The 26,434-nt window shown below is 48.7% G+C and carries 33 protein-coding genes; 31 read left to right on the top strand and 2 right to left on the bottom strand.

Translation table 11 applies throughout. The features are described 5' to 3' along the window. Positions 1 to 1,003: 1,003 nt before the first annotated feature. The 12 genes from PHH49_07700 to PHH49_07645 all read left to right on the top strand — a co-directional run bounded on the left by PHH49_07700 (position 1,004) and on the right by PHH49_07645 (position 11,086). Entirely contained in the window at positions 1,004 to 2,644 is a 1,641-nt protein-coding gene (locus tag PHH49_07700; GenBank protein ID MDD5488820.1) for an ATP-binding protein, read from the top strand. Positions 2,645 to 2,691: 47 nt separating this feature from the next. Continuing rightward, entirely contained in the window at positions 2,692 to 3,126 is a 435-nt protein-coding gene (locus tag PHH49_07695; protein MDD5488819.1) for a metallophosphoesterase, read from the top strand. 429 nt (positions 3,127 to 3,555) lie between these two features. Beyond that, positions 3,556 to 4,707, top strand: coding sequence for a deoxyguanosinetriphosphate triphosphohydrolase (locus PHH49_07690; protein ID MDD5488818.1), 1,152 nt, complete (start codon positions 3,556 to 3,558; stop codon positions 4,705 to 4,707). 18 nt (positions 4,708 to 4,725) lie between these two features. Continuing rightward, complete coding sequence (locus PHH49_07685; protein ID MDD5488817.1) at positions 4,726 to 6,219, top strand: GAF domain-containing protein; 1,494 nt, start codon at positions 4,726 to 4,728, stop codon at positions 6,217 to 6,219. A gap of 22 nt (positions 6,220 to 6,241) precedes the next feature. Next, on the top strand, positions 6,242 to 6,907 hold the full coding sequence (locus PHH49_07680) for a hypothetical protein (GenBank protein MDD5488816.1): 666 nt from the start codon (positions 6,242 to 6,244) through the stop codon (positions 6,905 to 6,907). 102 nt (positions 6,908 to 7,009) lie between these two features. Then, a complete protein-coding gene (locus tag PHH49_07675) occupies positions 7,010 to 7,690 on the top strand; it encodes an SPOR domain-containing protein (protein MDD5488815.1) in 681 nt (226 codons plus the stop codon). Between the two features lie 46 nt (positions 7,691 to 7,736). Next, positions 7,737 to 8,057: a small basic protein gene (locus PHH49_07670; GenBank protein ID MDD5488814.1), complete on the top strand. Its 321-nt coding sequence runs from the start codon at positions 7,737 to 7,739 to the stop codon at positions 8,055 to 8,057. Between the two features lie 42 nt (positions 8,058 to 8,099). Then, complete coding sequence (locus PHH49_07665; GenBank protein MDD5488813.1) at positions 8,100 to 8,420, top strand: methionine--tRNA ligase subunit beta; 321 nt, start codon at positions 8,100 to 8,102, stop codon at positions 8,418 to 8,420. A gap of 33 nt (positions 8,421 to 8,453) precedes the next feature. Then, positions 8,454 to 9,122, top strand: a complete 669-nt coding sequence (locus tag PHH49_07660; GenBank protein ID MDD5488812.1) for an NAD(P)H-hydrate epimerase — start codon at positions 8,454 to 8,456, stop codon at positions 9,120 to 9,122. 48 nt (positions 9,123 to 9,170) lie between these two features. Further along, on the top strand, positions 9,171 to 10,268 hold the full coding sequence (gene aroB / locus PHH49_07655) for a 3-dehydroquinate synthase (GenBank protein ID MDD5488811.1): 1,098 nt from the start codon (positions 9,171 to 9,173) through the stop codon (positions 10,266 to 10,268). Further along, entirely contained in the window at positions 10,258 to 10,671 is a 414-nt protein-coding gene (locus tag PHH49_07650) for a secondary thiamine-phosphate synthase enzyme YjbQ (GenBank protein ID MDD5488810.1), read from the top strand. The genes aroB and PHH49_07650 overlap by 11 nt, the downstream gene beginning before the upstream one ends. 16 nt (positions 10,672 to 10,687) lie before the next feature. Beyond that, on the top strand, positions 10,688 to 11,086 hold the full coding sequence (locus PHH49_07645; protein MDD5488809.1) for a thioesterase family protein: 399 nt from the start codon (positions 10,688 to 10,690) through the stop codon (positions 11,084 to 11,086). A 30-nt stretch (positions 11,087 to 11,116) separates the two neighbouring features. Here the strand turns inward: PHH49_07645 and PHH49_07640 are convergent, their stop codons facing one another. Then, entirely contained in the window at positions 11,117 to 11,632 is a 516-nt protein-coding gene (locus tag PHH49_07640; protein ID MDD5488808.1) for a hypothetical protein, read from the bottom strand. Between the two features lie 22 nt (positions 11,633 to 11,654). Continuing rightward, the gene (locus PHH49_07635; protein MDD5488807.1) at positions 11,655 to 12,476 is read right to left on the bottom strand and encodes an AAA family ATPase; all 822 of its coding nucleotides are present in this window, start codon (positions 12,474 to 12,476) and stop codon (positions 11,655 to 11,657) included. 144 nt (positions 12,477 to 12,620) lie between these two features. On the opposite strand from PHH49_07635, the gene PHH49_07630 reads away from it, so the two are divergent. The 19 genes from PHH49_07630 (at position 12,621) to PHH49_07540 (ending at position 26,405) form a co-directional block, all read left to right on the top strand. Continuing rightward, positions 12,621 to 12,989, top strand: coding sequence for a PilZ domain-containing protein (locus PHH49_07630; protein MDD5488806.1), 369 nt, complete (start codon positions 12,621 to 12,623; stop codon positions 12,987 to 12,989). Positions 12,990 to 13,064: 75 nt separating this feature from the next. After that, positions 13,065 to 13,394: an exosortase system-associated protein, TIGR04073 family gene (locus PHH49_07625; GenBank protein ID MDD5488805.1), complete on the top strand. Its 330-nt coding sequence runs from the start codon at positions 13,065 to 13,067 to the stop codon at positions 13,392 to 13,394. A 163-nt stretch (positions 13,395 to 13,557) separates the two neighbouring features. After that, the gene (locus tag PHH49_07620; GenBank protein ID MDD5488804.1) at positions 13,558 to 13,902 is read left to right on the top strand and encodes a PilZ domain-containing protein; all 345 of its coding nucleotides are present in this window, start codon (positions 13,558 to 13,560) and stop codon (positions 13,900 to 13,902) included. 27 nt (positions 13,903 to 13,929) lie between these two features. Further along, positions 13,930 to 14,361 (top strand): hypothetical protein, encoded by a 432-nt coding sequence (locus PHH49_07615; GenBank protein ID MDD5488803.1) that lies wholly within the window; start codon positions 13,930 to 13,932, stop codon positions 14,359 to 14,361. Positions 14,362 to 14,425: 64 nt separating this feature from the next. Continuing rightward, on the top strand, positions 14,426 to 14,920 hold the full coding sequence (locus PHH49_07610; GenBank protein ID MDD5488802.1) for a DUF523 domain-containing protein: 495 nt from the start codon (positions 14,426 to 14,428) through the stop codon (positions 14,918 to 14,920). A 49-nt stretch (positions 14,921 to 14,969) separates the two neighbouring features. After that, positions 14,970 to 15,311 carry a histidine triad nucleotide-binding protein gene (locus PHH49_07605; GenBank protein ID MDD5488801.1) on the top strand — a complete coding sequence of 114 codons (342 nt, stop codon included), beginning with the start codon at positions 14,970 to 14,972 and terminating at the stop codon, positions 15,309 to 15,311. A gap of 40 nt (positions 15,312 to 15,351) precedes the next feature. Continuing rightward, the gene (locus PHH49_07600) at positions 15,352 to 15,729 is read left to right on the top strand and encodes a PilZ domain-containing protein (protein ID MDD5488800.1); all 378 of its coding nucleotides are present in this window, start codon (positions 15,352 to 15,354) and stop codon (positions 15,727 to 15,729) included. A 7-nt stretch (positions 15,730 to 15,736) separates the two neighbouring features. Then, positions 15,737 to 16,153 carry a secondary thiamine-phosphate synthase enzyme YjbQ gene (locus PHH49_07595; GenBank protein ID MDD5488799.1) on the top strand — a complete coding sequence of 139 codons (417 nt, stop codon included), beginning with the start codon at positions 15,737 to 15,739 and terminating at the stop codon, positions 16,151 to 16,153. 5 nt (positions 16,154 to 16,158) lie between these two features. After that, positions 16,159 to 16,701 carry a DUF4416 family protein gene (locus PHH49_07590; GenBank protein ID MDD5488798.1) on the top strand — a complete coding sequence of 181 codons (543 nt, stop codon included), beginning with the start codon at positions 16,159 to 16,161 and terminating at the stop codon, positions 16,699 to 16,701. Positions 16,702 to 16,735: 34 nt separating this feature from the next. Then, a complete protein-coding gene (amrS, locus tag PHH49_07585) occupies positions 16,736 to 17,905 on the top strand; it encodes an AmmeMemoRadiSam system radical SAM enzyme (GenBank protein MDD5488797.1) in 1,170 nt (389 codons plus the stop codon). Next, the gene (locus PHH49_07580) at positions 17,902 to 20,232 is read left to right on the top strand and encodes a hypothetical protein (GenBank protein ID MDD5488796.1); all 2,331 of its coding nucleotides are present in this window, start codon (positions 17,902 to 17,904) and stop codon (positions 20,230 to 20,232) included. Before amrS ends, PHH49_07580 begins: the two co-directional genes overlap by 4 nt. Positions 20,233 to 20,330: 98 nt before the next feature. Continuing rightward, the gene (locus tag PHH49_07575) at positions 20,331 to 21,176 is read left to right on the top strand and encodes a glycosyltransferase (protein MDD5488795.1); all 846 of its coding nucleotides are present in this window, start codon (positions 20,331 to 20,333) and stop codon (positions 21,174 to 21,176) included. 105 nt (positions 21,177 to 21,281) lie between these two features. Continuing rightward, a complete protein-coding gene (locus PHH49_07570) occupies positions 21,282 to 22,700 on the top strand; it encodes a radical SAM protein (protein MDD5488794.1) in 1,419 nt (472 codons plus the stop codon). Positions 22,701 to 22,822: 122 nt separating this feature from the next. Next, entirely contained in the window at positions 22,823 to 23,335 is a 513-nt protein-coding gene (locus PHH49_07565; GenBank protein MDD5488793.1) for a transposase, read from the top strand. Positions 23,336 to 23,354: 19 nt separating this feature from the next. After that, positions 23,355 to 24,116, top strand: coding sequence for a class I SAM-dependent methyltransferase (locus PHH49_07560; GenBank protein ID MDD5488792.1), 762 nt, complete (start codon positions 23,355 to 23,357; stop codon positions 24,114 to 24,116). 53 nt (positions 24,117 to 24,169) lie between these two features. Beyond that, positions 24,170 to 24,505 carry a hypothetical protein gene (locus PHH49_07555; GenBank protein MDD5488791.1) on the top strand — a complete coding sequence of 112 codons (336 nt, stop codon included), beginning with the start codon at positions 24,170 to 24,172 and terminating at the stop codon, positions 24,503 to 24,505. Continuing rightward, a complete protein-coding gene (locus PHH49_07550) occupies positions 24,502 to 25,077 on the top strand; it encodes a hemerythrin domain-containing protein (GenBank protein ID MDD5488790.1) in 576 nt (191 codons plus the stop codon). The genes PHH49_07555 and PHH49_07550 overlap by 4 nt, the downstream gene beginning before the upstream one ends. Then, positions 25,025 to 25,453 (top strand): TrmO family methyltransferase, encoded by a 429-nt coding sequence (locus tag PHH49_07545; GenBank protein ID MDD5488789.1) that lies wholly within the window; start codon positions 25,025 to 25,027, stop codon positions 25,451 to 25,453. Before PHH49_07550 ends, PHH49_07545 begins: the two co-directional genes overlap by 53 nt. Positions 25,454 to 25,484: 31 nt before the next feature. Further along, positions 25,485 to 26,405 carry an alpha/beta hydrolase gene (locus PHH49_07540; GenBank protein MDD5488788.1) on the top strand — a complete coding sequence of 307 codons (921 nt, stop codon included), beginning with the start codon at positions 25,485 to 25,487 and terminating at the stop codon, positions 26,403 to 26,405. The last annotated feature ends 29 nt before the right edge of the window (positions 26,406 to 26,434 follow it).

Raw genomic sequence — 26,434 nt, 5'->3', positions numbered from 1 at the left:
GGGGACAACTTGATCGGACTTTTGTACCCGGTACAAAGGCTAACAACTTGACAACTTGATCGGACTTTTGTACCCGGTACAAAGGCTAACCAAAGGCTAAATGAGGCATATCCGTCCGGATAAGGCGCATTCGCGCGTAACCCACTATGCGTGGTGGGGACAGGTTGAAGGGGAGTTCGGGGACAACTTGATCGGACTTTTGTACCCGGTACAAAGGCTATCAACAAAGGCTATGGCCGCTTAGCCATGAGGCATATCCGTCCGGATAAGGCGTGTTCGCGTGTAACCCACTATGCGTGGTGGGGACAGGTTGAAGGGGAGTTTGGGGACAACTTGATCGGACTTTTGTACCCGGTACAAAGGCTTACACATCGGTCCCGATAATTAACGCCGTATTTATCGTATATGGCAAGGCCGCTTAGCCATGAGGCATATCCGTCCGGATAAGGCGTGTTCGCGTGTAACCCACTATGCGTGATAAACTCAATGTTTTGTGCGCGGTGGGGACAGGTTGAAGGGGAGTTTGGGGACAACTTGATCGGGCTTTTGTACCCGGTACAAAGGCTAATCAGGTTGAAGAGGAGTTTGGGGACAACTTGATCGGGCTTTTGTACCGGGTACAAAGGCTAACCACTATGCGTGGTGGGGACAGGTTGAAGGGGAGTTTGGGGACAACTTGATCGGACTTTTGTACCCGGTACAAAGGCTAACCAAGGGCTAACTTTTTGCCGAAAAACGACATTTTTTCTTTCCGCCGCTGGGGATGAGGGATGCCAGATGGTGACATTTGATCCGGCATGTTTTGTCAAGAAAAATATCAAAAAAACCGTTCTGGAACACCCAAAAGACGGGCAAAAAAAATTTGTATTTCTGATGGATATCTGTTATAGTAACACCCGGTCAGTTTTGTGAATAGAATGTGATATAAATGTAGAATATCCGGGGTTATGTGGTTGTTGTAATGCCATCGCCCCTTAAGATATAAAGCCTTGCGTGTGTAGCCATGTTTATTGAACCGGTATTCGGTAAAAAATTCTTTGGGCGTGAAGAGATATTGGGAACTCTTCACAAAAGAGTTACCGCCCTCAAGGGTGGCTACAGGCAGAATATAGCACTTACCGGGCCTATGCTGGCCGGCAAATCTTCCATACTCCGACATTTCCTCAATAACGTCAAAGACCAGGACATCATGCCGATATATATCGAGCTTGATGGAGAGGATTTCCGTGTTTTCTGCGATCGATTCATCGCTACGCTTCTTTACAGATACCTTAAGGCTATGGCCTTCAAGGTCGACGGTGACGTGAAGGCTCTCGCGGAAGAAGCGAAGAAAACTATACCGGTCACTATTGAGCATATAGACACTATCTACGCCGACCTTGGGGCGAAAAGAACGGACAACGCGTATGAGGCCCTTTTGAACCTTACGTCCGTGTTCAAGGCTGAGACCGGGAAGAACTGTATAGTTATCCTGGATGAGTTCCAGAACATGTCACATTTCAAGCTGAAACGTCCTTTCCAGGTGTTCGGAAGATATATAATGACACAAAAGAACACCATGTATATCGTTTCAAGTTCACAGAAAACGCTGCTTAAGGAGATACTGTCCCGAAAGCTTTCTTTGCTTTTCGGTAATTTCGAAGTAATAGAGGTTGGTGGGTTCGATGACCAGACGGCCCGTTCTTTTATCCTGGATAAGGTCCAGGAGACGCAGATAGCGGACGATATCAGGAACTATCTCATACAGGTAACGGGAGGCAACCCGTTCTATCTTGAGACGCTCTCAAAGCGCTTCGAGGAGCATTACCGGAAGAAAAAGGACGAGGTAAGGGCCAAAGAGTGTTTTCTCGACGCGTTCGCGGACCTTCTCTACGAATCCAGCGGTGTGCTTAACCAGTATTTTACCAATAATATCAATTTTTTCATCGAGAAGAAGACCAGGAAAAAGTTCCTGCCGCTGCTTTTATCCCTGGCCTCAGGGAATTCAACCGCGAAAGCCATACATAAAGATCTTGGACGGATGGATGGTGATCTTGGCAAAAAACTCCAAAAATTGATAGAGATGGACCTTGTTTTTAACAGTGGTGTGTTCTATAAGCTGTCCGATAAACTGTTCGAGTTCTGGTTGAAATATGTATATATGCTCAAAACGCGCTCCATGATAGATGATATGGATATAAAATACATCGAGTTCAAAAAGGCGGTCGGGGATGAGTTCACCAGATACCAGGAATTCAGATCTAAGGGGCATATAGGTGCCATGCGTGAGCTCTTGGACAGGTTCTCCAACGAAAAGGTAAAGTTCAATCTCAATTGCAGGATAATGCCCGGGTTGTCCAAGGTGCATGTCGGGGCCCTCGATGCCACAGGTAATGTCCATGAAATGGTGGGGGAGACCGCTACCGCCAAATGGATATACAGGGCGAAGCTGTTGGACAAGGTTGATGAACAGGATGTGTTGGACCTTATGGCGGTCAAGATGTGCAAGAATTCCCGGAAACCGGTAAAAAAAGTGCTTATAACTCTCAAAGGCATAGAGCAGAACGCGTTCCTGCTCGCGAAAGAACACAATATATGGATCTGGGATATCGCCCAGCTTAACCATATAATGCGCCTATACAACATGTTCGAAATAGTGATATGAAAATTGGGGTCTTAGCTGATACACATATCCCTGCTTCGGCGGACAGAATGCCCCGAAGGGTGCTGGATGAATTGAAGACATGTGATCTTATCATACATGCCGGGGATATAACCGAGGCTTATGTCCTCAGAGAGCTTGAAAAGCTGGCTCCTGTCAAAGCGGTAAAAGGCAATATGGACAGCGTAGAGCTCAGGAAACTTCTTCCCGAGAAGATAACATTTGAAGTTGCCGGGAAAAGGATAGGCGTGGTACACGGTCTGGGAGCTCCGGAGAAAGTACCGGATTTTGCCGCGCAGGTTTTTGGCAATAGCGTTGATGTTATTGTGTTCGGACATTCTCATCTGCCTTACAATAAGACCAGGGATGGTGTTCTTTTGTTCAATCCCGGTAGTACTACGGATATACTGAGGGCGGCGACGTGCTCCATGGGTATCATACTCATAGAGGGGGATGCTGCCAGCGGTATGGTCCTTTCTTGCTGAGCCTTAAGCCGTTGTCGGGGTCAATGACCATATGTACGAGCTTTCTTTATACGGTATCATTTTTGTTTTTTTTATTCGTGATCTGTGTAAAAGATATGTTATGGTGTCCGTTTGCGCGATGATGTGCGTTTTCCTGGTAGCGATAGCCGTTCTGTCCATGTCAGTTCCCTTTCCGGTAACAAGTATATCCTATACCGTTGTTGTCCCATTTACCGATATTCCGGACGATCGTATGTCGATCAATATATTGTTAACGTCGGTTCCTTGTGTAATTAAGCGTGTTGCTTTGTTTTTAGATATTGTAAAATTTAAAAAAGTAATAAATATCCGTACTTTGTGGTATATGTGCATAGTTTTCTCTATAGGATTTGCTAACTTTGTGTTATTATACATTAAAGATAGATACGTCTTGTTTGAGAGGAAAGCCATATGTTGAGAAGAGAGGATATCGAGAAGCGGGAAAATGAGATCCTGGCGCCTTATGCCATGAAGAGCTTCTTGTCCCAGGGCCGGCAATATAAAGAAGAAGAACACCCCTACAGGACCGTATATCAGAGGGATAAAGATAGGATAATATACTCTACGGCCTTCCGAAGGTTAGAGTATAAGACCCAGGTCTTCGTGAACCATGAAGGGGATTATTATCGTACGCGCCTTACTCATACAATAGAAGTGGCCCAGATAGCGCGAACCATAGCCCGAAGCCTGAGGTTGAACGAGGAACTGGTGGAAGCCATAGCCCTGGCCCATGACCTGGGGCACACCCCTTTCGGGCATGCCGGGGAGGACACGCTTGCCGGTCTGATGGAGGCCCACGGAGGATTTGACCATAATACGCATGGTCTCAGGGTCGTGGACCTTCTGGAAAAGAGGCATCCGGATCATCCGGGCCTGAACCTTACACGTGAAGTTCGCAGGGGTATAATCTCTCACTCGACGCCTTTCGATGAACACCGGGCAGCCAGCACCGATATTGAGTGTCCATGGCTTTTTGAGATACAGGTGGTGGATATCTCGGACGAGATCGCCTATGATAATCACGACCTTGATGACGGGCTCAAGAGCGGACTTCTGGAGGAAACGGACCTTAGGGGCCTGGCTTTGTGGGATGAGGTGGTATCGGACATAGAAAAGGCGTATCCCGGTCTGGACAAGGATATCAGAAGGGCCCAGATCATCAGAACGCTTATAGACCGTCAGGTGACCGACGCCATAAGCAGTTCACTTGAAAGGATCACCGCCAGCGGGATCGATAGCATTGATGGCCTTGGCGGTATCCGTGAGAAAATGGTGAATTTCAGCGATAGCATGAATGCCAAAAGAAAACTACTCAAGGATATTCTCAGCAAAAAACTGTATAAGAATTACCGGGTCATACGCATGACCAAGAAAGCGTCACGCTTTCTGGAAAGCCTGTTCAGCATATATTGTAACGATCCTGACCAGTTGCCGCCACAAGCGCTTGAGAACATAGGTGAAAGAGGGAAGCATCGGATCATATGTGATTATGTTGCCGGCATGACCGACAGGTACGCGCTGGATCAATATAAAAAATTCTTTGAACCGTACGAAAGAGTCTGAAACGGAAGGGATGGGAAAGTGGATACAGCCGTGGTTTTTGGTAAATTGCGAGAGAACGCTGACCTGCGCAAGACCCTTAGCGCTTTTTCCGGTGCCATAAGGGCTACATGCTGGGCTCTACTGAGCCGGGACGCGGAGGAATGCCCGGCCATGAAGAACAATGAGCCGGCTTCATGTAAGGCTCTGAAAACTCGAAAAAGTTGCATAAGGCACAACTCCTCCAAAATATACAAGTGCCTGAGAAGGTCGGCGCGCAGCAAGAGCCCCGAGGAATTTATTTGTGGGGAGGTCAACGCCGGCGTATGCGTGCCGGTGTTTAACGAGGAAGAGGTCGCCGGATATATGGTATTCTGCGGGATGAAGAAGAGTCTCAGGAAAGAACAGCTGCACCTGCTATCCGTTATTTCTGAGATGGCGGTTGACCAGGTCAGGGGCGAGATCGAGCTGGAAGAGATAAACAAGACGGTACGGCCGCGCGCCATAGCGTTATCGACCGTGCATACGGTACACCGCCTTATGACGTCCACCCTTAACTTGAACGACCTACTGCCGATGATCGCCAGGCTTTCCCTGCAGATAATAAGGGCGAACAGATGTTCTATAAAACTTGTTGATAAGAAGAGAAAATTATTATTGCCGAAAGCCACCATAGACCTGAGGAAAAAGACCACAAGGCTGAAAAAAGTGCAGATCGGCAAATACGCCCCGGGTAGAGCGGTCAAGAAGGGTGCCCCCGTGATGGGGAGTAATTACCTGGCGGTACCTATGGTGGACGAGGATGTCGTGGGCGTGATAACGCTTTACGACAAACTTGACGGCAAAGGGTTTTCGAATTATGACCAGGAAATAATGAAAACGCTGTCGGAGCAGGCCGCTATAGCCATCAAGAACGCGCAGCTTTATAAGCAGCAGACGGACCTGACCCTGAGTAGTATCAAATGCATAGCCCAGCTTTTGCAGAACCGGCCGTATATGCCGAAAAGGGCGGAAGCCTCGTTCATGAAGCTCATATATATAATCGGGCGTAAATTCAAGATGAACGCTATAGAGATAAACATGTTGCAATATGCCGCGATGCTCCATGACGCGGGACAGATCAGCATACCTGAAAAGCTCTTGATGAAAAGAGGTAACCTTACCGAAAAAGAGTTCAACATACTTAAGATGCATCCGCTCAAGGGCGCGTCATTATTTTCCAAGTTCAGGCCGCTTAAACCTATAATCCCCATAATACTTTATCACCATGAGAATTACGATGGGACAGGCTATCCCAAGGGGCTCAAGGGTGGGGATATACCGCTCGCGGCAAGGATATTATCAGTGGTCGGCACTTTCGAGGCCATGCTTACGCAGAAACCTTACAGGAGAGCTCTCTCTATACCGGTGGCGGTACGGGAGATACGCAAGAATTCCGGAAGGCAGTTCGACCCGGAAGTCGTGAAGATATTCCATAGCGCCGTACAGAGAAAAGACGTAATAAAACTGCTCGAGAAAGAACTTGAAAGACTTTAACCGATAACATTGGCATGGGTATATGAAAAGAACATTAAGCAAAGTGCTCTTTGTCCTGATAGCTATCTTCCTCTTCTTTTGCGTGAGTTTCATGTTCATGGATGATATCATAGTGCTTATCGTCAATAATTCCACCAGCCTGGAAGTGAGCTATGAAAAATGTAGTAAGGATATCAGGGGGCGTTTTATTGTAGACGATATGAAGGCCGCCCTGGACGAGGGGGCGCTTTTTGTGTACGCGCGCAAGGCGGATATCCGTATGGACTGGGAAGCCCTTGCCAGGGATAAGGTGCTTGCGCTTGATTGTGATCTTGAGGATGTTACGCTGGAACCGGGAAAAAAGGATGTTTCGCGATCGGCCTCGCCAGAGGATAATGTGTTTTCCGTACCGTTCCTCCCTGGACGGAAATACGATAAAGTTTCTTTCAGGGTGGAGTTGGGGCACAATAGTGTAAAGGTAAACAATATGTTGGCCTTGTCGCCCGATGTGAGAATTAAGGGTGATTATGTCAACAGGCTGGAAGCGGGTATCGTGAACATAAACATAAAAATATCCGTTTCCCCGGCGATTGCCCATGAATTGAACGATATTATCACGAAAAACATGCTCTCGGAAGAAGATGACGGATGGTACAGTACCGTGATAAATTTCGAGGGTAACCCCGTTTTTCTTAAAGCCTTATATTGAGCCAAGATAACATAAATCCTTTAAAATGCTTGCCTAAGCGATAAAATCGGGTATAATACTTAATCTTGATATTTAACATTATTATGCTACAATAAAGCCCAAATGATCGACACTGAATTTAAAAATGACCTGTTTGACGATGCCCAGGTAAAGAATGCGGTCAAAAAGACACGGCTTCTGGATAAATATACTGAAAGCAGGGTCTTTTCGCATTTGACCATACCAGTGGAACATGTGTTCATCGCCGCAGTGTCGGTCCTAATACTGCTTATTCTGGCGTATGCTATCGGAGTGGAAAGGGGAAAACACATTTCCGCTCGGGAAATATCGGGAAAGGCCGCGTCGGGGGAGGAAGCCCTGGAAGATATGCAGGCCGGGGCGAGTAAGGACGCGGTGGCGCCGTCGGAAAGTATAAATAACTTTTCAGCGGATATATTGCGTGAAATAGAAAAAAGGGCCAACGCTGCCTCGGAAGAGAATGTCCCGGCGTCTGTCGATAAAGGACCTACGGTCCCTGTGGAGGAAACTTCCGGGGCCTGGGAAGAAGTGATCGTGGAAAGGCGTGAGGAATATGCCGTGCAGCTGGCTTCGTTCAAGGATCGCGAGGCGGGCGACCGGGAGATGGAAAAGCTTCGGAAGCAGGGCGTGGATGCCAGGATAGTGCGGAAAGGCGAGTGGTTCCAGCTTTGCGCTGAAGGATATCCGGATATAAGTGAAGCGAAAGAAGCGATAAAGAAATTCAAGTTGGTATATAAGGATTGTTACATAAGGAAGGTCCGTTAAGAACGATCCTGTGATGTTATCGTAAAATATAATAACCGGAGGAGAAATGACACAACATTCAAGTTTAAAAGGCAGTAGCAGCGTAGGCGCGGCTTTTCGTTCAGTGCTGAAACGCTATGAGCGCATCAAGGAACTTACTAACAAAGAAAAATGGAGCGAAGAAAAAGACTCTGTTTTTCATTTGCCGAAGCTCAAAAGGATAAAATTCAAGGTCAAGAAGACCAAAGGTCCTGCCGCGGAAGGGGCGGAAGGCGCCGCGGGTGCTGCTGGTACGGCTGCTGCTCCCGGGTCAGCCGCGGCTAAACCCGCTGAAGCGAAGGATGCCGGGAAGAAGGACGCTGGCAAAAAAGCCGGCGGCAAGAAATAACTTTATCCGGGCTAAGCCCACAAACATGGTTCAGGGGGAGCTATGGTCAGCTTTGAGGATTTCAAGAAACTGGATCTAAGGATAGCCAGGGTGGTCGAGGTCAAAGAGCACCCCAATGCCGATAAACTTTATGTTCTTAGTGTGGATACCGGGGAAGAGACAAAACAAATAGTTGCCGGTATTCGCGCTTCTTACGCAGTGGAAGAGCTGGTAGGTAAGAGTATAGTAGTCGTGAACAATCTCGAACCGGCCGTAATACGCGGGGAAAGTTCCAACGGTATGCTTCTGGCCGCTAGTTCCGAGAACGGGCCCGTGATATTGGCCCCGGAAAAAGAGGTAATGCCGGGGGCACAGGTACGCTAGGTCAGGTACAACATGTTCTCCGGGCACTTTCCCATGAAACCCGTAACTTCTGAGATAATGGCTGAGATAGACAGAAGGGCGATAGAGGACTTCGGTATCCCCGAGGAACATCTAATGGAGAATGCCGGTCGTTCTGTCGCGGATGTCATTATTTCAGAGAACTCACCCATAAATCGCAAAAAGATAATCGTATTCTGCGGCAAAGGTAACAACGGCGGCGATGGTTTTGTCGTTGCAAGACACTTGGCCGAACTGGCTCCCCGGGAGCTGGTGGTGTTCTCCCCGGGGAATGAAGAGATACGTAGAGGCCCCGCGAAAAAGAACTATAGTAGATTATCAGAGCTCAGTGGCGTTACTATCCGGGGGATAGGTTCTGTCGAGGGCATTACTGACATATGTGGGTTTGATATCGTGGTCGACTCGATATTCGGCACCGGATTCAAGGGGGAAATGAAAGACCCGTATGTTCGTGCGGCCAGGTTGATGAACGGGGCCGGAGCAAGGGTGTATTCTGTGGACGTCCCGTCCGGATTGAACGCGACCACGGGAGAGGCCGGGTCGGATTGCGTAAAAGCTTACAGGACCGTAACCTTCGGGCTTCCCAAAGAAGGGTTCTATCTAAGGTCCGGTCCGGGAGTATGCGGGGATGTGTCTGTCAGGGATATCGGGTTCCCGGATGAACTTCTGGCCCCGTTCCTTTGATTTTGCTGTTTTGCATTTTAACCGGGATTATGCTATATTTGCTCTGTCATGAAAAAGATCAAACTGGACCTGTCTAAAAAAAGTTATAATATCTATATCGGGAAGGGTGTGATAAAACGCCTTCCCGCGGTGCTTAAGGCGACAAAGGGGGCAAGCCCCGTTGTGGTCATCTCCGACAAGAACGTATCCGCCAAGACCTGCGGGATAACAGGGCCCGTATTCGAACAAATATCTTCCGATAGGGATATTATCCAGATAACTGTCCCGGCGTCGGAAAAAGCCAAATCCATAAAAGTGTATCAAGACGTTGTGCAGCGTATAAGCGTGGCTACGCGTAACCATAGACCGATCATTGTGGCGCTTGGGGGCGGAGTGGTCGGGGACCTTGCCGGGTTCATAGCGGCTACCTACAGAAGAGGGGTGCCTGTTGTGCAGGTGCCTACAACACTTCTGGCACAAGTGGATTCATCCATCGGCGGGAAAACGGGTATCGATATACCCCAGGCGAAGAACATCATAGGTTCTTTCTGGCAGCCTAAAGCCGTGCTTATGGACCAGGACCTTCTCAGGACGCTGCCGCTGCGCCAGGTAAAGAACGGTATGGGTGAGATAGTGAAATACGCGGTTATAGCGAATACAGGGCTTTTCGACCTTTTGGAAAGAAGATATATGGACGTATTGGGTCTTGAGGGAGGTGTCCTGGAGAAGGTGATAGCGGAGTGCGCCGCGATAAAAGCCGGTGTAGTGGAAAAAGATGAGTTCGACGTGAAAGATATAAGAATACGCCTGAATTTCGGCCATACGCTCGGACACGCGGTGGAATCGGCGTCGGGATATTCCGGGATATACAACCATGGTGAATCAGTAGCCCTTGGCATGGTCCTGGCTGGTGAGATATCCGTGAGGCTGGGGCTCATGAAAAGACCTGAATTCTACAGGATAAAGGAACTCGTGGGAAGGATAGGTCTGCCGCTCAGGCTGGAAGGCGTGGATACGGAAGATGTCATGAAAGCGTACGGCTATGACAAGAAATTCGTTGCGGGATCCAACCGTTTCGTTCTCCCCCGACGTATAGGCAAGGTAGAAGTAGTGGAGGATATTCCCGAGGTCTTGATCCGAACCGTACTTGGTGAATATGTCGAATAATAAGATCGCGATCTTCAGCGTGGATTCCGGAAAAAAAGAGGAACTCATAGACATAACCGGCCCGGTCAGGGAAGTGATATCGGCTTCCGGGGTTAGCGGGGGTGTATGTCATGTGTTCATCCCGCATACGACCGCGGGTGTGACCATAAATGAGAACGCGGACCCGGATGTGCGGCTGGATATAATAAAGGGTCTCGGGACGATCGTACCGGAAAACGAAGATTACCGCCACTGCGAGGGAAATTCCCCGGCACATATAAAAGCTTCCATTATGGGTAGTTCCATACAGGTGATGATAGAGCAAGCCAGGCCGCTTCTGGGCACATGGCAGGGGATATACCTTTGTGAGTTCGATGGGCCAAGGTCCAGGAAAGTGTACGTGAAGATAATTAGGGACCAATAGGTCCAAAGAGGAGGACATGAACGCTGTTGATCTTACGGAAATACGCGTCAGGTACGCTGAGACGGACCAGATGGGTGTCGTGTATTACTCGAATTATTTTGTATGGTTCGAGGTGGCCAGGACCGAATATTTCAGGTCGAGAGGCGTGGACTATCGTTCTCTCGAGGAAAAAGAAAAAATATACCTGCCGGTGGTCGAGGCTTATTGCCGGTATCGTATGCCCATAAGGTACGATGACAGGGTCATTGTCGAAACGCAGGTGGCTGAGGTAACCGGTACGCGCCTGGTCTTCGAGTATAAGGTGAAAAGGGAAGGGAAGACCTGTACCTCGGGGCGGACCGTACATGTGTTCGTGAACGCCGCCGGCGAACCGATACCTATCCCCAAGATGGTTAAGAACATACTTTCCGAATGAGGCTTTGCGGCCATCGCGTCAGCGAGTGGATCACCCCCTGAGCTTGAGGTCCAGTTCTTCGCTGAAGTCCTCAGAGACGATCTTCACTTTGTCGGGAAATATCTTTATCACGTGGAATCCGTCGACCAAGGCCCCTTCGGGTACCATGGTCCCGTTTATCACGGCTTTAGGGTCGTGGTCCGAGTACATAATGCCTGTAAGTACCGGGGTTTCCCGGGTCGCTCGGGTCCCTGGCCGGGATGAGCGTGACGCGGTGTATGAGGGTGGCAGGGGCCGCGGGTCGCTTACAGGCGCGGGGACATTGTTCACGTGGAAGAACACCGCCGCCACTAATATACACAATAGGACCGCTATGAGCGATATGGAAAGAGGTAAGGTGAGCCCGGTCCAAATGTGTATACGCCTTGGGTCTTGTAGGTATGCCGCGTCGGTCCTGGTGCTTCTCTCGGACAGGGAGTGGTCGTAATCTCCCTTCAAAGTGCCGTAAGATCTTTCCGAAGATCTCTTGTCCTGGGCTTTTTTCAACGCGCTGCTTATTATGCTCATGATCACAGGTCCATTTGTTTTGTTATCGCGCAAGGCTGAATTGCCCCTCGGTCTCCCTGATGCTTTGTTCTACGATCCCTTTTTCGATGTGCCGGTTTTCACTGACAAAACCGAGAAGAAGGGATTTATCGCAGATCATGTTAATGACCCGGGGAATGCCGCCGGAATAGCGATATATGTGTTCAATGGCCTCGTTCGCGAAACCGACATTGCCGTTCCCTCCGGCCACGTTGATACGATGTCTTATGTAATCGCCGGTCTCATTGTTCTCGAGCGGCCTTACATGGAAACGCACGCTTATCCTTTGTTTGAGCTGGAGCAGGGACGGGGAATTGAGCTTATCCCTAAGCTGTGGCTGCCCTACCAGGACGATCTGCAACAGCTTTTCTTTTTCTGTCTCAAGGTTGGAGAGCATGCGTATCGTTTCCAGTGTGGATGATCTCAGGTTCTGCGCCTCGTCGATTATAAGCACGGCGTTATGCCCCCTTGACAGGGTGTCGAGCAGGAACGCGTTGAGTTGTTTCAGATAAGCTATTTTACTGCGTTTCTCGGGCGTTATGCCGAAATCGTTAACTATGGCCTCCAGTAATTGGTTTTCCGGCAGGCTGGAGTTGAAGATAAGGGACGTTTTCGTCGTGTCGTCGAGTTCGTTTATAAGGGCCCTGCAAAGGGTGGTTTTTCCCGCTCCAATTTCGCCGGTTATCTCGACAAAGCCCTTTCTTTCGTTTATCCCGTAAAGAAGATGGTTCAGGGCCTCTTTATGTGTGTTGCTCAGAAAGAGAAAACCGGGATCACTTGTCACATTGAAGGGGTTTTCCTTAAAACCGTAGAAATCAAGATACATTTATACCTCCGCACCTATTATAATCGCTTTATGTCACGGCTGTAAAGGCAAATCTGGTCGGGGTATGGGCGATATATGGTAACTGCAGGCCGGTGTGCCGAAGCTTGTAAATCATCTTTTTGTAGTGTATATTCATATCAAGATATGGGTTGGCAGGGCATAAACCAGAGACAATTCCCCCGGATATCTTGTAAGTGTCATTTGAACCTGATCTGTGGCGGGGAAGAAAAAGAGATAGAGGCTTATACCGAAAATATAGGCAAGGGCGGGGTTTGCGTGGTACTTGAGGAGGATCTGGGGCTTTTTAAGGCCGTATCTGTACGTATGATGGTCCCGGGGCAAAAAAATGGCCTGAATTGCCGTGGAGAAGTTGTCTGGGTGGTCAAAAAACGCCCGGTCAACGTAAAGAACAAGGTCCTGTTCGACACGGGTATAGAGTTCAGGGACATGACGGATGAGGATAGCGCCTTTATTGAGCAAATACTTAATAATATCATTCCTAATGTATCTTGACATGACTTTAAGTGCGTGATATACTTCATTTAAATTGATGGGTTTTCGTGTTCTTAAAGGAGGTGGGAGGTAGTTATGCGTAAATCAGTAAAAGTTATGTTGGTTCTGTTCGTTATAGTGGCGTTGGTGGGTATGGCGACACAGTGTTATGCACAGGATCCGGCTAAGAAGCTGGGCAGAGGGCTCGCGAATATACTTACCGGATGGGTTGAATTGCCGAAAAATATCTACGATACAAGCGTAGAAGAGAACGTGCTTTCCGGGCTCACCATGGGTCTGGCTAAGGGTGTGGGCATGACCATTGTGAGGACAGGCGCGGGCGTGTATGAAACAGTTACATTCCCATTCCCGATACCGGAAGATTACCAGCCGGTTCTTGAGCCAGAGTTCGTATTCAGTGAATAAGTCCTTGATATAGATATTTGTTAAGCAAAAAGGGAACGACAAAGGTCGTTCCCTTTTTCTTCCAGGCGCCTTACGCAGAAAAAGTTAGATTTTTCTGATATATGTGGTATTATTAGCACGTATAATAAAAGGGCATACTGTTTATCTATAACCGGGGGGACCGATGGGCGAGAAAAGGAAATTCTTGCGGTTTGATGTTCTTGTCAACGCGATATGTCGTAAAAGCGGACAGGAAAAAAAGCTGGAAGTCAATAATTTCAGTCGGGAAGGACTGGGTGTTTTAAGCAGTGAATCCCTGCAAGAAGGCGAGAACCTGGATATTGAGCTCATGATACCGGGGGATAATGTGCCTATAATGTTACAAGGAGAAGTGGCGTGGGCTTGCGGACCGGCCGGAGATGGTAACCAGCATCGCGGCGGGGTCAGGTTCAAGAGTATCAGCAACAACGACAGGAGCAAGATACTTGAGTATATATACCGCAAGTGGATACAACCCGCGAAGGCGTGAAATAAACAAGTAAAAGTTGGAGGAATGATGAGCGTTGCCGAAGAACAGAACAAGGATATGTCGGAAGAGGTAAAAGATCAGGCCGTGCCGGCCTCGGAAAATACTGAGGTAAGTCCTGACAAGGAAGAAAAGAAGGACCAGGAAGCCACACCAGAGGCTCCGGCGGCGGAGAAAGAACAGCCGAAAGAGGAAGCCGCGATCGAGGAAGCGCCGAAAGAGGAAGCGGTAACGGCGCCCGAGGAAGCGCCGGCGACGGAGGAGGCCCCTAAGGAAGAAGAGAACAAGGGCCCCAGCAACCAGCCCAAGGCGACCGAGTCGGCGAACCCCACGGAATGTGCCGCTACGGGGAAGCCCTTGAAGAAAAAACTCTGGTACTATCGTGACGGGCAATACTATATGAACAAAAAAGCCTACCTGCGTAAGCGTAAAGAGCAGGCTAATGCCGGAGAAGGCAAATAAGAGGCGATAGGACCGAAGGATATCCGCCGGCTGTTAATATGAAAGCCGGCGGTTTTTTTTGCCCATGATAAATAATACCCCAAGTATACTGGTAAGCGCGTGTCTTACAGGCAGGCCATGTGCCTACGATGGTAAGGCGCGTAGGGATGAAGGTGTTATCCGTCTCTGTGAACGCTACGGACATGTGGCCATTTGTCCGGAAATGATGGGCGGGCTTCCCTGTCCGCGTGAACGTAATGAGATACAAGAGGGAAGCGGCTCCGAAGTCGTTAAGGGCAAGGCCAGGGTAACGTCATCATCCGGCAAGGACAATACATCCTGTTTCATGAAAGGGGCGAAGCTGGCACTTCGGAGGGCTTTGGCCGGGGCCATAAAGATCGCCATTCTTAAACAGCATAGCCCATCCTGTTCGAATAACGTGATACATGACGGGACTTTCTCCGGGCGAATGATCAACGGTAAAGGTGTGACCGCGGCACTACTGGTTGATAATGGAATTAAAGTGTTCAATGAGGACGAGGTGCTGGAAGCGGAACGCTGCCTTTCTGCCGGCGGTTAAACCTTTAGATTGAAAAAAAAGGGTTTAGTTATTATAATAAGGTATCATGTTGGACGGATGTATATTCTGTAAAATATCCTCGGGTGAGATAAAGGTCGACATGCTGTACGAGGATGATAGCATAGTGGCCTTCAGGGATATTGATCCCCAGGCGCCACAGCATATACTTGTCATACCGAAAGAACATATACCTACGCTTGATGATGTCTCGCCTGAAGATGCCGGGCTCTTGGGCCATATGCTTCTCAAGGCCAGGGACATAGCTTCGAAGCTGGGTATGGACAAAGGGTACCGGATAGTGGTCAACTGTAATAGTGACGGTGGGCAGGAAGTGTTCCATATCCACGTGCATCTCCTGGGTGGCAGGCAGATGAAATGGCCCCCTGGATGAGAAAACATATTTATAGTAAATTTGAGAATGGAGGGCGCACATGACTCATGGTAAAGAACGCCGAAAGTATCCTCGCATAAGGAATTCCAATATCGGCATATCTATATCGGGCGGAGGACTTGAGGTGCTTACGCAAAGCCTTGATGTAAGTGCGTCGGGTATCTATTGTAAGATCAATCAGAAAATACCGCTCATGACAAGGCTCCAGATAAACCTTTCTTTCCCGGCCAAGAACAAGAGCGAGGGGCCCGTGAACATGGAAATAGAGGGAGTAGTGGTCAGGGAACATCCGGTCATGAAGGATGGAAAAGTTCAGCATTACGATGTGGCAATATTCTTCAATGTTCTTCTGCCAAAGGAAAGACAGAGACTTATCGAATACATAGAAGAAGCCGCCAGGACACGATCGGCGAACTGACCCGGATATGGTCGTTACCTCATACATAAACATAAATAGCAGAGGCAATACGGACGTTATTGATATAACTGGAAGATGCCGGGACGCGCTTTCGGCATGTGAGGCACGTAACGGCATACTTACCGTGTTCAACCCAGGGTCGACCGCGAGCCTTACCACGATAGAATATGAACCCAACCTCGTCAAGGACCTGAAGGAAGCCCTGGAGAAGCTCGCGCCCTCCGACAAACCATATGAGCACGCCAAAACATGGCATGATGATAACGGTCATTCACATGTCCGGGCTACATTGATGGGGCCTTCCGTGACGGTACCTTTTGTGGACGGAGCGCTTGTTCTTGGCACATGGCAGCAGATAGTCCTTTGTGATTTCGATACGCGGCCAAGGGAAAGACGACTGGTCGTGCAGATAACGGGAGAGTGATCCTTTTGGGCAAAATAGGTCGTCACAAGACCGTAAAGCTTATAGCAAGCCTGATCTTTGGTGACGAAGGGATGCTCGCTCTCGCGGAGAAAGCCCTCCTCAGGCGTTACGGGCCTGTGCGCGGGGATATGTCCCGGATGTTCCCTTTTGATTACACCGATTATTATGAAGAGGAACTGGGTGGAGGCCTCAGGCGTAAATTAATATGTTTTGAGAGGAATGTGGATATCGCGTCCGCTCCGGATATAAAGATCCATACTAATCGCGTAGAGGAAAGGCTTAGCCGGGGGGGCAGACGCACGGTCAACATCGATCCGGGATATGTAACGGAAGCAAAGCTCGTACTCTTGACCACGAAAGATTATAACCACAGGATATATGTGGGAAAGAACATTTACGCTGAATGCACGTTGCACTTCCGGAAAGGGACTTTCACTCCATGGCCCTGGACATATCCCGATTACGCTTCCGGGGACCTTGTGGGATACTTTAACCTTGTCCGGGAGATTTATATGCGTGAGATCAGGAACAATACGCGGCTTCCGTGACAGCATGGCGCGGAATGCGCCGTTAAGGTGTGGTATGGACATTCTGGCCCGGATAGAGGAAATATGGTCAAAGAGGATCACCCGCAGGGAATTCCTCCACGAAGCCGTCAGGGCAGGAGCCATGATAGCCGCCGCGTCGGGAGCGGGGATATTTCCCGGTAAGGCCGCCCTTGCGTCCGTAAAGGAGAGAAGGGGGATGAGGGAGGCACTTTATTATGAGACCCTCCCGGGGGGAAAAGTAAAGTGTGTGCTCTGCCCGAATAATTGTGTGATGGGTGACGGGCAAAGAGGATTTTGCCGCGCGCGTGAACCTGAGAATGGTAAATTATACAGCCTTGTATATGAGCTGATCTGCGCCTCCCATATCGACCCCATTGAGAAAAAGCCTGTTTTCCATATGTTGCCCGGGAGCAAGGCCTTCTCTATCGCGACAGCCGGATGTAATTCGCGGTGTAAATACTGCCAGAACTGGGGCATTTCACAGGTCCCGCCCGAAGATACCGACAATTCCATCCTGACCTGTTCTTCCCTGGTCTCGAACGCGCTCGCGGCCGGGTGTGATTCCATAGCTTACACATATACCGAGCCCGTGGTCTTCTACGAATACGTCATGGATGCTTCCCGTGCCGCCAGGGAGGGAGGGCTACGCAACATCATCGTGACGGGCGGTAAAATATGCCCTGAGCCTTTGCGCGCGATGTGCGGCGTGATAGACGCGGCCAACGTGGACCTTAAAGGCTTTGACAGGGAATATCTCCGGAGCGTATGCGCGCAGGAGCTGGATGATATCCTCGCAACGCTGAAGATGCTCCGGGCAAAAGGTGTCTGGCTGGAGATAACGAACCTCCTGGTGCCCGGCCTTAATGATAATATGGCGGATATAAGGCGCATGGCAAAATGGATCAGGGACGAACTGGGCCCGGATGTCCCGCTCCATTTCTCCAGGTTCTGGCCGCAGTATAAGCTCAGGTACCTTAACCCTACACCGGTAGATACTTTGCGTAAGGCGAGGGATATAGCCAGGGAAGAAGGGCTTTTTTTCGTATACATCGGGAATGTGCCGGATCCTGGGGCGGAAGATACCATTTGCCCTGGATGCGGGAAGACCGTGATACGCCGCATGGGATACAAAGTGCTTGGCAACGATGTCGGGTCGGGAAGATGTAAGTATTGCGGGACGTCCATATCCGGCATCTGGAAGTGAACAATACGATCATGCACAGGAGATACGTACAACTATCGGTTTTTCTCGCGGGGTTCACCGCGATGTCAGTACAGATACTGGCTGTACGGGAATTCCTGATAGTGTTTTATGGGAACGAACTTTCCATCGGTATCGTTCTTGCTTCGTGGCTGTTGTGGGGGGCGCTCGGAAGTTGTGTTTCCGCGGCGTTGTCCCGGAAGACGGGTAGCGGGGTCAGGTCTTTGGCCATATGCCACCTCATGGTTTCCATCGCGCTGCCGGCGATATTCCTGGGGATAAGGTCTATAAGGAGCATAGCCGGTGTATTGCCCGGGGAGCTCCTGGGTTTTTGGAGCATGTTATGGACATCGGTCGTAATGCTCGGCCCGATCTGTTTTTTCATGGGTTTCATGTTCAGTCAGGGTGTCAGGGCCTACACGTTGTTCAAGGGGAGCGCGGAGCGGGGGATGATCGAGGTATATGTCGCCGAAGCCGCGGGTGCCCTCGCCGGAGGGGTGCTGACAAGCTCCTTTTTCGTTATTTGCCTGCCGGTATTCCGCATACTTGCCGCTATGGCTTCCCTGAACATGATCATGGGCGGGATATTGCTTTATTCCGCGAACAGAAAAGGGCCGACAAAACACTTTATCGTGACTGTGTTTGCCGTATTGGCGGCATTTACGCTTATCCTTTCCCAGCCTGCCGGGACCTATCTTGAGAGAGTATCGCGTGACATATTATGGAAAGGGTTCAACACTCTTGACTCAAGGAATTCCATATACGGGAACATAACCGTGACCGCTATGTCCGGTCAAACATCTTTTTTCGAGAATGGATTACATCTTTATACTGTCCCGGATGAGTTATCTTCCGAGGAGACCGCGCACTTTCCCATGCTTGAGTTGGACAGTTGGGATGACATTCTTCTTGTCGGAGGGGGATGCGGCGGGGTGTTGGGTGAACTCCTGAAATATCCCGTCAAGCGAGTGGATTATGTCGAGTTGGACCCGCTGGTCATTCGTATGGCGGAACGCTATCTCCCGGGAGACAGGTCCATGCAGGACAGCCGGGTGAATATCATAAACATGGATGGCAGGGCGTTCTTGAGAAAGTTCCCGGGTCCATATGATAGCGTGATAATAAATCTCGGTGATCCTTTGAGCCTCCAGCTGAACAGGTTCTATACGGTGGATTTTTTCCGGATGGTAGCCCGGGTAATGAAAAAGAACGCGGTGTTATCCCTTTCCCTGACATCGTCGGAGAATTATATCAGCGATGATCTGGCCGGATACCTGGGGTCTATTTATGGAAGCATGGAACGGGTCTTTCCGGAATGCATGATGATCCCCGGGGACACCATCCACTTCCTCGCGTCCACCGGCAAGGGCGTGTTGTCCTCGGACCCGGCGAGGATGAGTGAACGTTTGGTCCGGATGGGGATCAAGACGGGATTCGTCAGGGATTATTACCTGGACGCCAAGATGTCGCCTGAAAGGGTCGAATACGCCGAAGAACGCGTCAAAGGCGCGGTGTCGCGTGGCGACAACCGGGATTTCAGGCCGTTCACGGTGTATCTGGCGATAATGTTCTGGAACTCCCAAAGTGAGGCTTCTTTTGTGCGGCGTGTGCAGAGCGTTTTGACCTCCGGGGTCATACTCGGGACGTCGGGACTGGGGATATTGTGCCTTATGTTCCCGTGTTTTTTCACTCGCGGCAGGCAGAAGGCTGTTTACGCGGTAAGAGCGGCGGTGTTCGCTACCGGGTTTTCCGAGATACTTTTCCAGTTATGCGTGCTCATGTCGTTCCAGTGCATATATGGCTATGTTTTTTACAAGATCAGTATTATCTTTACCTCATTCATGCTGGGGACCGCCTTAGGAGGATGGTTCTCGGCAAGATCGATCGATAACGACAGTTCTGCGTGGCGAAGCTTCGTGAAAGCTCAAATAGGCATTTGCCTGTACCCCCTGATCGTTCCCATGGTTTTCACGGTCTTTTCGTTAACGCGGTCAGCATCCGTTTCATGGCTGGGGTCGGACATTATTTACCCGATAATGCCCTTTATAGCAGGATTTATAGGCGGAGTGCAGTTCCCTCTGTCCGTGAAATTATGCTCTTGCAACGGCGGGTCCGAGGGGTATATAGTCCCGGACGGACGGACAGGGAAGGGGGCCGGGATAAACTACGGCCTGGATCTTGGCGGGTCCGCGATCGGGGCCCTAGTGGGTGCTTCCATTATGATCCCGATAATAGGGGTATACCGATCGTGCGCTATCGTATTTTTCATAAATCTGGTGGTCCTTGTAATGCTTCTTTCTGCCAGAAGAGGGATCCATTCTCCGGGCTGAAATTACCAGTTGTATTTTCAGCCCCTATCTGATATAAAAATAAGGACTTAACTATAATAACGTACCAGACCGTACATGGCCCGAAGAGGACACCTGTCATGAAAATAAGTGGATTTACCATAGCCAGGAATATAGAAAAGTACAGCTATCCCTACAAAGAGGCTATCCTGTCGGTGCTTCCCATATGCGATGAGTTTATCGTGAACGTAGGGAACTCGGAAGATAATACGCTTGAACTTATCCGCGGTATAGCCCCGGATAAGATACGTATTGTTACCGGTGAATGGGATGATTCTAAGGGCAAGGAGATGCTCTCGGTAGAGACGAACTTCGCGATGTCGCATTGTCGTGGCGACTGGGCGTTCTATGTGCAGCTGGACGAGGTCGTGCACGAGAAAGACCTGAAGGTGTTAAAGGGGTATATGACGAAATATCTCGGGGACCCCGGCGTGGACGCCTTCAGGTTCAAGTGGCTGCATTTCTACGGAAGTTATTACCGTTACAGGATAGACCCGCCATGGTACCAGAAACAGGACCGCATAGTCAGGAACAATGGTACGGTGGAATCTTATGGTGACGCATGGGCATTCCGCAAAAAGGACGGGACAGAGCTGAGGACGGTAAAGACCCCGTGTTTCATATATCATTATGGATGGGTGAACCCGCCCGGACTTATGGCCAGGAAGAGAAGGAACGCTGAAAATATCGGGTTCGCTCGACTGGGAGATAACGAGCGCAAAGAGGAATACGACTTCGGGGATCCGGGCAGGTTCCCCGTATATTTCGGTACACACCCCGCGGTCATGTCGGGCAAGGTCCTGGCGCACGCGCCCAGCCGGGAGGACCGCAGGAACATAATCAAGAGATACTTCTGGAGCCCTTTTCTCTGGTTCGGCGTAAGGTACAAGACCTTTCTGCGTGGCAAGAAGAGCATTCCCGTATAGATAGGTTTTACTGACGTAGATCGTTGCTTCGAAGAGTTCGAGATAGCTGTTTTCGGTGGACGACGCGCGGTATGAACGTCCGCGTGATCCCGTGACATCAATAATATGACGGACCTGATACTGATCAATCCATATCCTGAGGACGCGTACGGTATAAACGAAGGTACGGTAGAACCGCCTCTCGGGCCGGCTTATCTCGGCGCCATAGCCGAGCGCTCAGGCATAAGATGCGGTATCATAGACGCTAATGTCCTGCGGATGGGGACAGATGATGTGCTCTCCGCCGTTAAAGAGGCCGCGCCGCGTATGGTAGGGATAACAGTTAACCTTTATACTTACCAGACCGCGCTTAAACTGGCGGACGGGATCAAGGAAGCCCTTCCCGGTGTCGTGGTCATAATGGGGGGGCCGACCCCGTCGAGTACTCCCGTTAAAGTCCTGGATTCCTGCCGGGCTGATGCGGTGATAGTGGGCGAAGGGGAAGAGACTTTTGAGGAGATATTGAGAAATTATAAGTCGTCGAAGCCGCTGTTCGATGATATTAACGGTGTTGTATATAAGGACGGGGAAGAGATAGTTGTAAATAATCCCCGTGGGTTCATGAAAGAGATAGATGATATCCCCATGCCGGCCTACCATCTGCTCCCGGATCTCAAGACATACAGGTCACGCGCCAGAAAAAAACCAGTGGCGCCTATCCTTACCAGCAGGGGGTGCCCTTACCAGTGCGTGTTCTGCAGCAAGGATGTTTTCAAGAATGTCTGCCGGATGAGGACGCCGGAGAACATAATCAAAGAGATAGATATGCTGGTGAGCCGTTACGGGGTGAAGCAGATCGATATACTTGACGACAATTTCACTCTCGACAGGAAGCGGACCGAAAGGATATTGGATCTTATTATAGACAGGGGATATGACCTGTACATCAACTGTCAGTCCGGGGTGAGGACGGAGAGCCTGGATCAGGCGCTTATAGATAAGATGGTGAAGGCAAAGATCTGGAAAATGCCTATAGGCGTGGAGTCCGGTGACCCGGATATGCTCAGGAAGATAAAAAAGCGACTGGACCTGGACCATGTGCTCAAGGTCTCCCATATGGCCAGGAAAGCGGGTATGATAGTATATGGGTTCTTCATCATAGGGTTACCGGGGGATACGCCGGAAAGCATGCAGAAAACCATAGACTTCGCAAAAAAGATGGACCCGCATATAGCCAATTTTTGTCTTTCCATCCCGTTCCCGGGGACAGAACTTTATGATATGGTCAAGAATGGCGGAGGGAAGTTCCTCGTGGACATAGATAACGGTATAAGTGCTGGTTTCTATTCCAACGAGGTCTTTTACGAGATGGACGGCATGGACAGGAATATCGTCCTGAAGTATTATAAGAAGGCCATAAGGGATTTTTATTTCCGGCCGGGAAAGATGCTTGAGCTCGCGTCGACCATGGGCTCCAAAGAGGAGTTCAAGTGGCTTGTCGAGACAGGATTCTCGGTATTGAGGAACATGTGGAAGAAAAATTAAAGGGAGAGGATCAAGCCTTCGGGTGGCCGATGGCCTATTTACCGTAACACGATGAGCGTCGCGGAAGCGATATTGGAGTAGGGTCACATTGCTATGTGACCTTTTTGTAAAAGGAACAACACATGCCCGGAAGCCGAAAATCAATCAGATTAAAGAATTACGATTACACGCAACAAGGCGCGTATTATGTGACGGTGTGTGTCAATGACCGCAAATGTTTGTTTGGCGATGTCCGTAATGGGGAAATGGTATTGAATGAATTCGGGACAATTGTTCAAAATGAATGGATAAAAACATCGGAAATGCGTGAAAATATCGATTTGGATGAATTTATCGTTATGCCTAATCATATTCATGGAATAATCAATATAGTAGGGGCACATTGCAATGTGCCCCTACATGATCGGGTTGAAAAATTTGGACGATCAATATCAAATTCAATACCGACGATTATCAAATTATTTAAATCGACAACAACGAAACAAATCAATCAATTGCGCAAAACACCGCGGAAACCGGTTTGGCAACGCAATTTTTATGAACATGTTATCCGGGATGGATCCGGTCTTAACAGGATCCGTGAATACATCATCAATAACCCGGCCAATTGGGAGAAAGACGAGTATTACGGATAATAACAAGGATGAGTTTCCTATGAAACAATGGTACGAATCATTATTTGAAAATTACGCCCATAAATACGATAAAGAGTGTTTTGTGCAGGGCACTGTGGGCGAATGCGACTTTATCGAGCAGGAGATTAGTCGCGATAAATCTTTAAAGATCATCGATATCGGATGCGGTACCGGCCGTCACGCTATTGAACTGACAAAAAGGGGATATAACGTGACCGGCGTTGACCTGTCTGAGGACCAGATCAAAAGGGCAAAAGAAAAAGCCCAAGAAGCAGGGCTGGCTATCGACTTTCAAACACAAGACGCCCGCGATCTCCCTTTCGAAGGCGAATTCGATCTGGCCATTATGCTTTGTGAGGGTGGGTTCTCTCTCATGGAAACGGATAAAATGAATTTCGCGATCCTCAAGAGCGCGGCCAGAGCTTTGAACGATCATGGCAAGTTCATTTTCACCACATTAAACGGATTGTTCCCACTGTTTCATTCGGTCAAGGAATTCTATGAGTCAGCCCAGAAAGAAGGCCAGTCCCAGTGTAAAGACTGCTCTTTTGACCTGATGACTTTTCGAGATCATAACACTGTTGTTTTTGAGGACGATTCCGGCAATAAAAGGGAACTTAAGTGTAACGAGCGTTATTACGTGCCCAGTGAGATAACATGGCTTTTAAAAACACTCGGGTTTAAAAAGATCGACATCTTTGGCGCGAAGCTGGGAGCGTATTCGAGAAACGATAAACTGACTACCGATGACTTTGAAATGCTTGTTGTGGCCGAAAAATAAGTTGGGCTATAGGCGATAGGGACGAGGGTCGGATAAACAAAATGGAGGCTAGAATGAACATATTAGAGAATGTTCCCTATAACGACGACAAGATGGGCAATAGCAAAATTGTTGATGAAAAACACCTGCTTGTTATGCAGATAGCGTTGAAGCCCGGGCAGAGCGTGCCTCAGCATAACGCTAATTCAAACGTTCACCTTCTGGTCGTAAGGGGGAATGATTTAACGGTTAACCTTGATGGCGTGGATAATAAGGTTAAAGAAGGTGATCTGTTGCCGGTCGCCTTCCAGACGCCGATGGTCATTAAGAATACCGGTAGTGTTGACGCCATGTTTTTGGTATTTAAAACGCCCAATCCAAGCGAGATGGGAAAGGAGCGCGCGCTATGATGCCGGTAGGACCTTTAATGATAGAGCACAGGATTATAGAGCGGATGATCAAGATAATGCGGGCTAAATTGGAAAATATCAGCAAAGAAGGTAAGGTCGACCCTGTTTTTATTGATACCGCCGTTGATTTCATAAGGACATACGCTGACAGATGCCATCATGGCAAAGAGGAAGATATCTTATTCAGGGATCTCGCGAAGAAGAAAATCTCCGATGAACATAAGAGAATTATGAATGAGCTTATCGAAGAGCATAAGATGGGCAGAAACAATGTTAAAAACCTTATTGAGGCAAAAGAAAAATATGTCCGTGGTGATAACGGGGCCTTAACGGAGATAGTGTCAAATATAGAAACCTTGGTTAATTTTTATCCCAAGCACATTGAGAAAGAAGACAAGCATTTTTTCCTACCGTGCATGGATTATTTTACCGATGTTGAGAAGGATGCCATGCTGAACGAGATGTGGGAATTTGACCGCAAGATGATCCATGAGAAATATACGAAAGTTGTCGAATGTTATGAAAAAAGAGATCAAATTAAAGCCTATAGGAATGATTCATACGCCGTATAAAGACCCCAAAGGCATGCCTATTCAGGGCAAGTTTAAGAGGGGAGTTACCGGCGCCGCCAAAATATTCCCTGAATATAAAGCGGGGTTAAAAGACATTGATGGGTTTTCGCATGTCATTCTGATCTACCATTTCCACCGTTCAAAAGAGGAGCGGGTTACGGGCAAACCCTTCCTTGAGGACGTTGAGCATGGGATTTTCGCGATCAGGAGTCCGCACAGGCCGAATTATATTCATGGAATAATCAATATCGTAGGGGCACATTGCAATGTGCCCCTACTTGAGAAGCATTTTAAGACAGGTAAAATACCCGAACGCACAAGATCGGAACAAGAAATATATAGGCATGCGGGATCCATGGCGAAAGAACATACGTAAATGGAGCGCAATTTCGAAAAAGGGGGGTATCATGCAAAGTGGGATAGATGTTTTATCAGATATAAAAGTAAACCCTAAGATTATAGATACAGAAAAAGGAAAGATAGAATTTGATATAACAGAAGGTGATCTTCCTACAGTGCTAAGTATACATGGCGGATTAGGTGGAGCGGATCAAGCACGCGTAATTGTTTCATGGGTAGATAAAAAGAAATACAGGATCCTGTGCCCCTCAAGACCGGGTTATTTAGGAACACCTATAGAAAGCGGGAGAACAATAGAGGAACAGGCCGATCTTTTTGCCGCCTTACTCGATGAACTTAAGATCGATAAGGTAGCTGCTATATCAGCTTCTGCGGGAGGACCGTTATGTTATGCCTTTGCTGTTCGTCATCCTAGCAGAATATGGGCATTAATAGCCATCGACAGCGTTAGCGGCTATTATGATATGCCGGAGACGGCAGGGGCTATCGCGCAACTTTTATTTTTGAGTTCCTTTGGTCAGAAATTAAATAAAATCATCAGCGAAAAAAGGCCGGATATATTTTTAGAGCAGATATACCAAGCGGAAGCGTATTTTACAAAAGAGCAGATCAAAAAACATGTGGATCATGTAGTTGGATCAAAAAGCGGAATGGCGTTCGTAAAAGCATTTATGAATACTATGTATCCCTACAAAGAAAGAAAAGCCGGTACTGAAAATGATATGGTGCAATACAAAAAATTAACCCATCTTCCGGTGGAAAAGATCAGCTGCCCGAGTCTTATAATACACGGTACTCACGATGCGGATGTTAAATTTTATGACGGTGTTTACGCGTATGAAAATATACCCAACGCCGAGCGTTATTGGATAGAAGAGGGGTCTCATTTAGGGTTTTGGTTGAGCCCTAACGCGCAGGCGGCGCAAGAAACCGCGCGCGATTTTCTTGATAAGTTCAGGAAAATATGAAAAAATACCTCCGCACCTTCGGATGGCCG

The organism is Candidatus Omnitrophota bacterium (assembly GCA_028715965.1).
Classification (GTDB): domain Bacteria; phylum Omnitrophota; class Gorgyraeia; order Tantalellales; family Tantalellaceae; genus JAQUQS01.
This window is presented reverse-complemented; position numbering and strand designations above follow the sequence as displayed.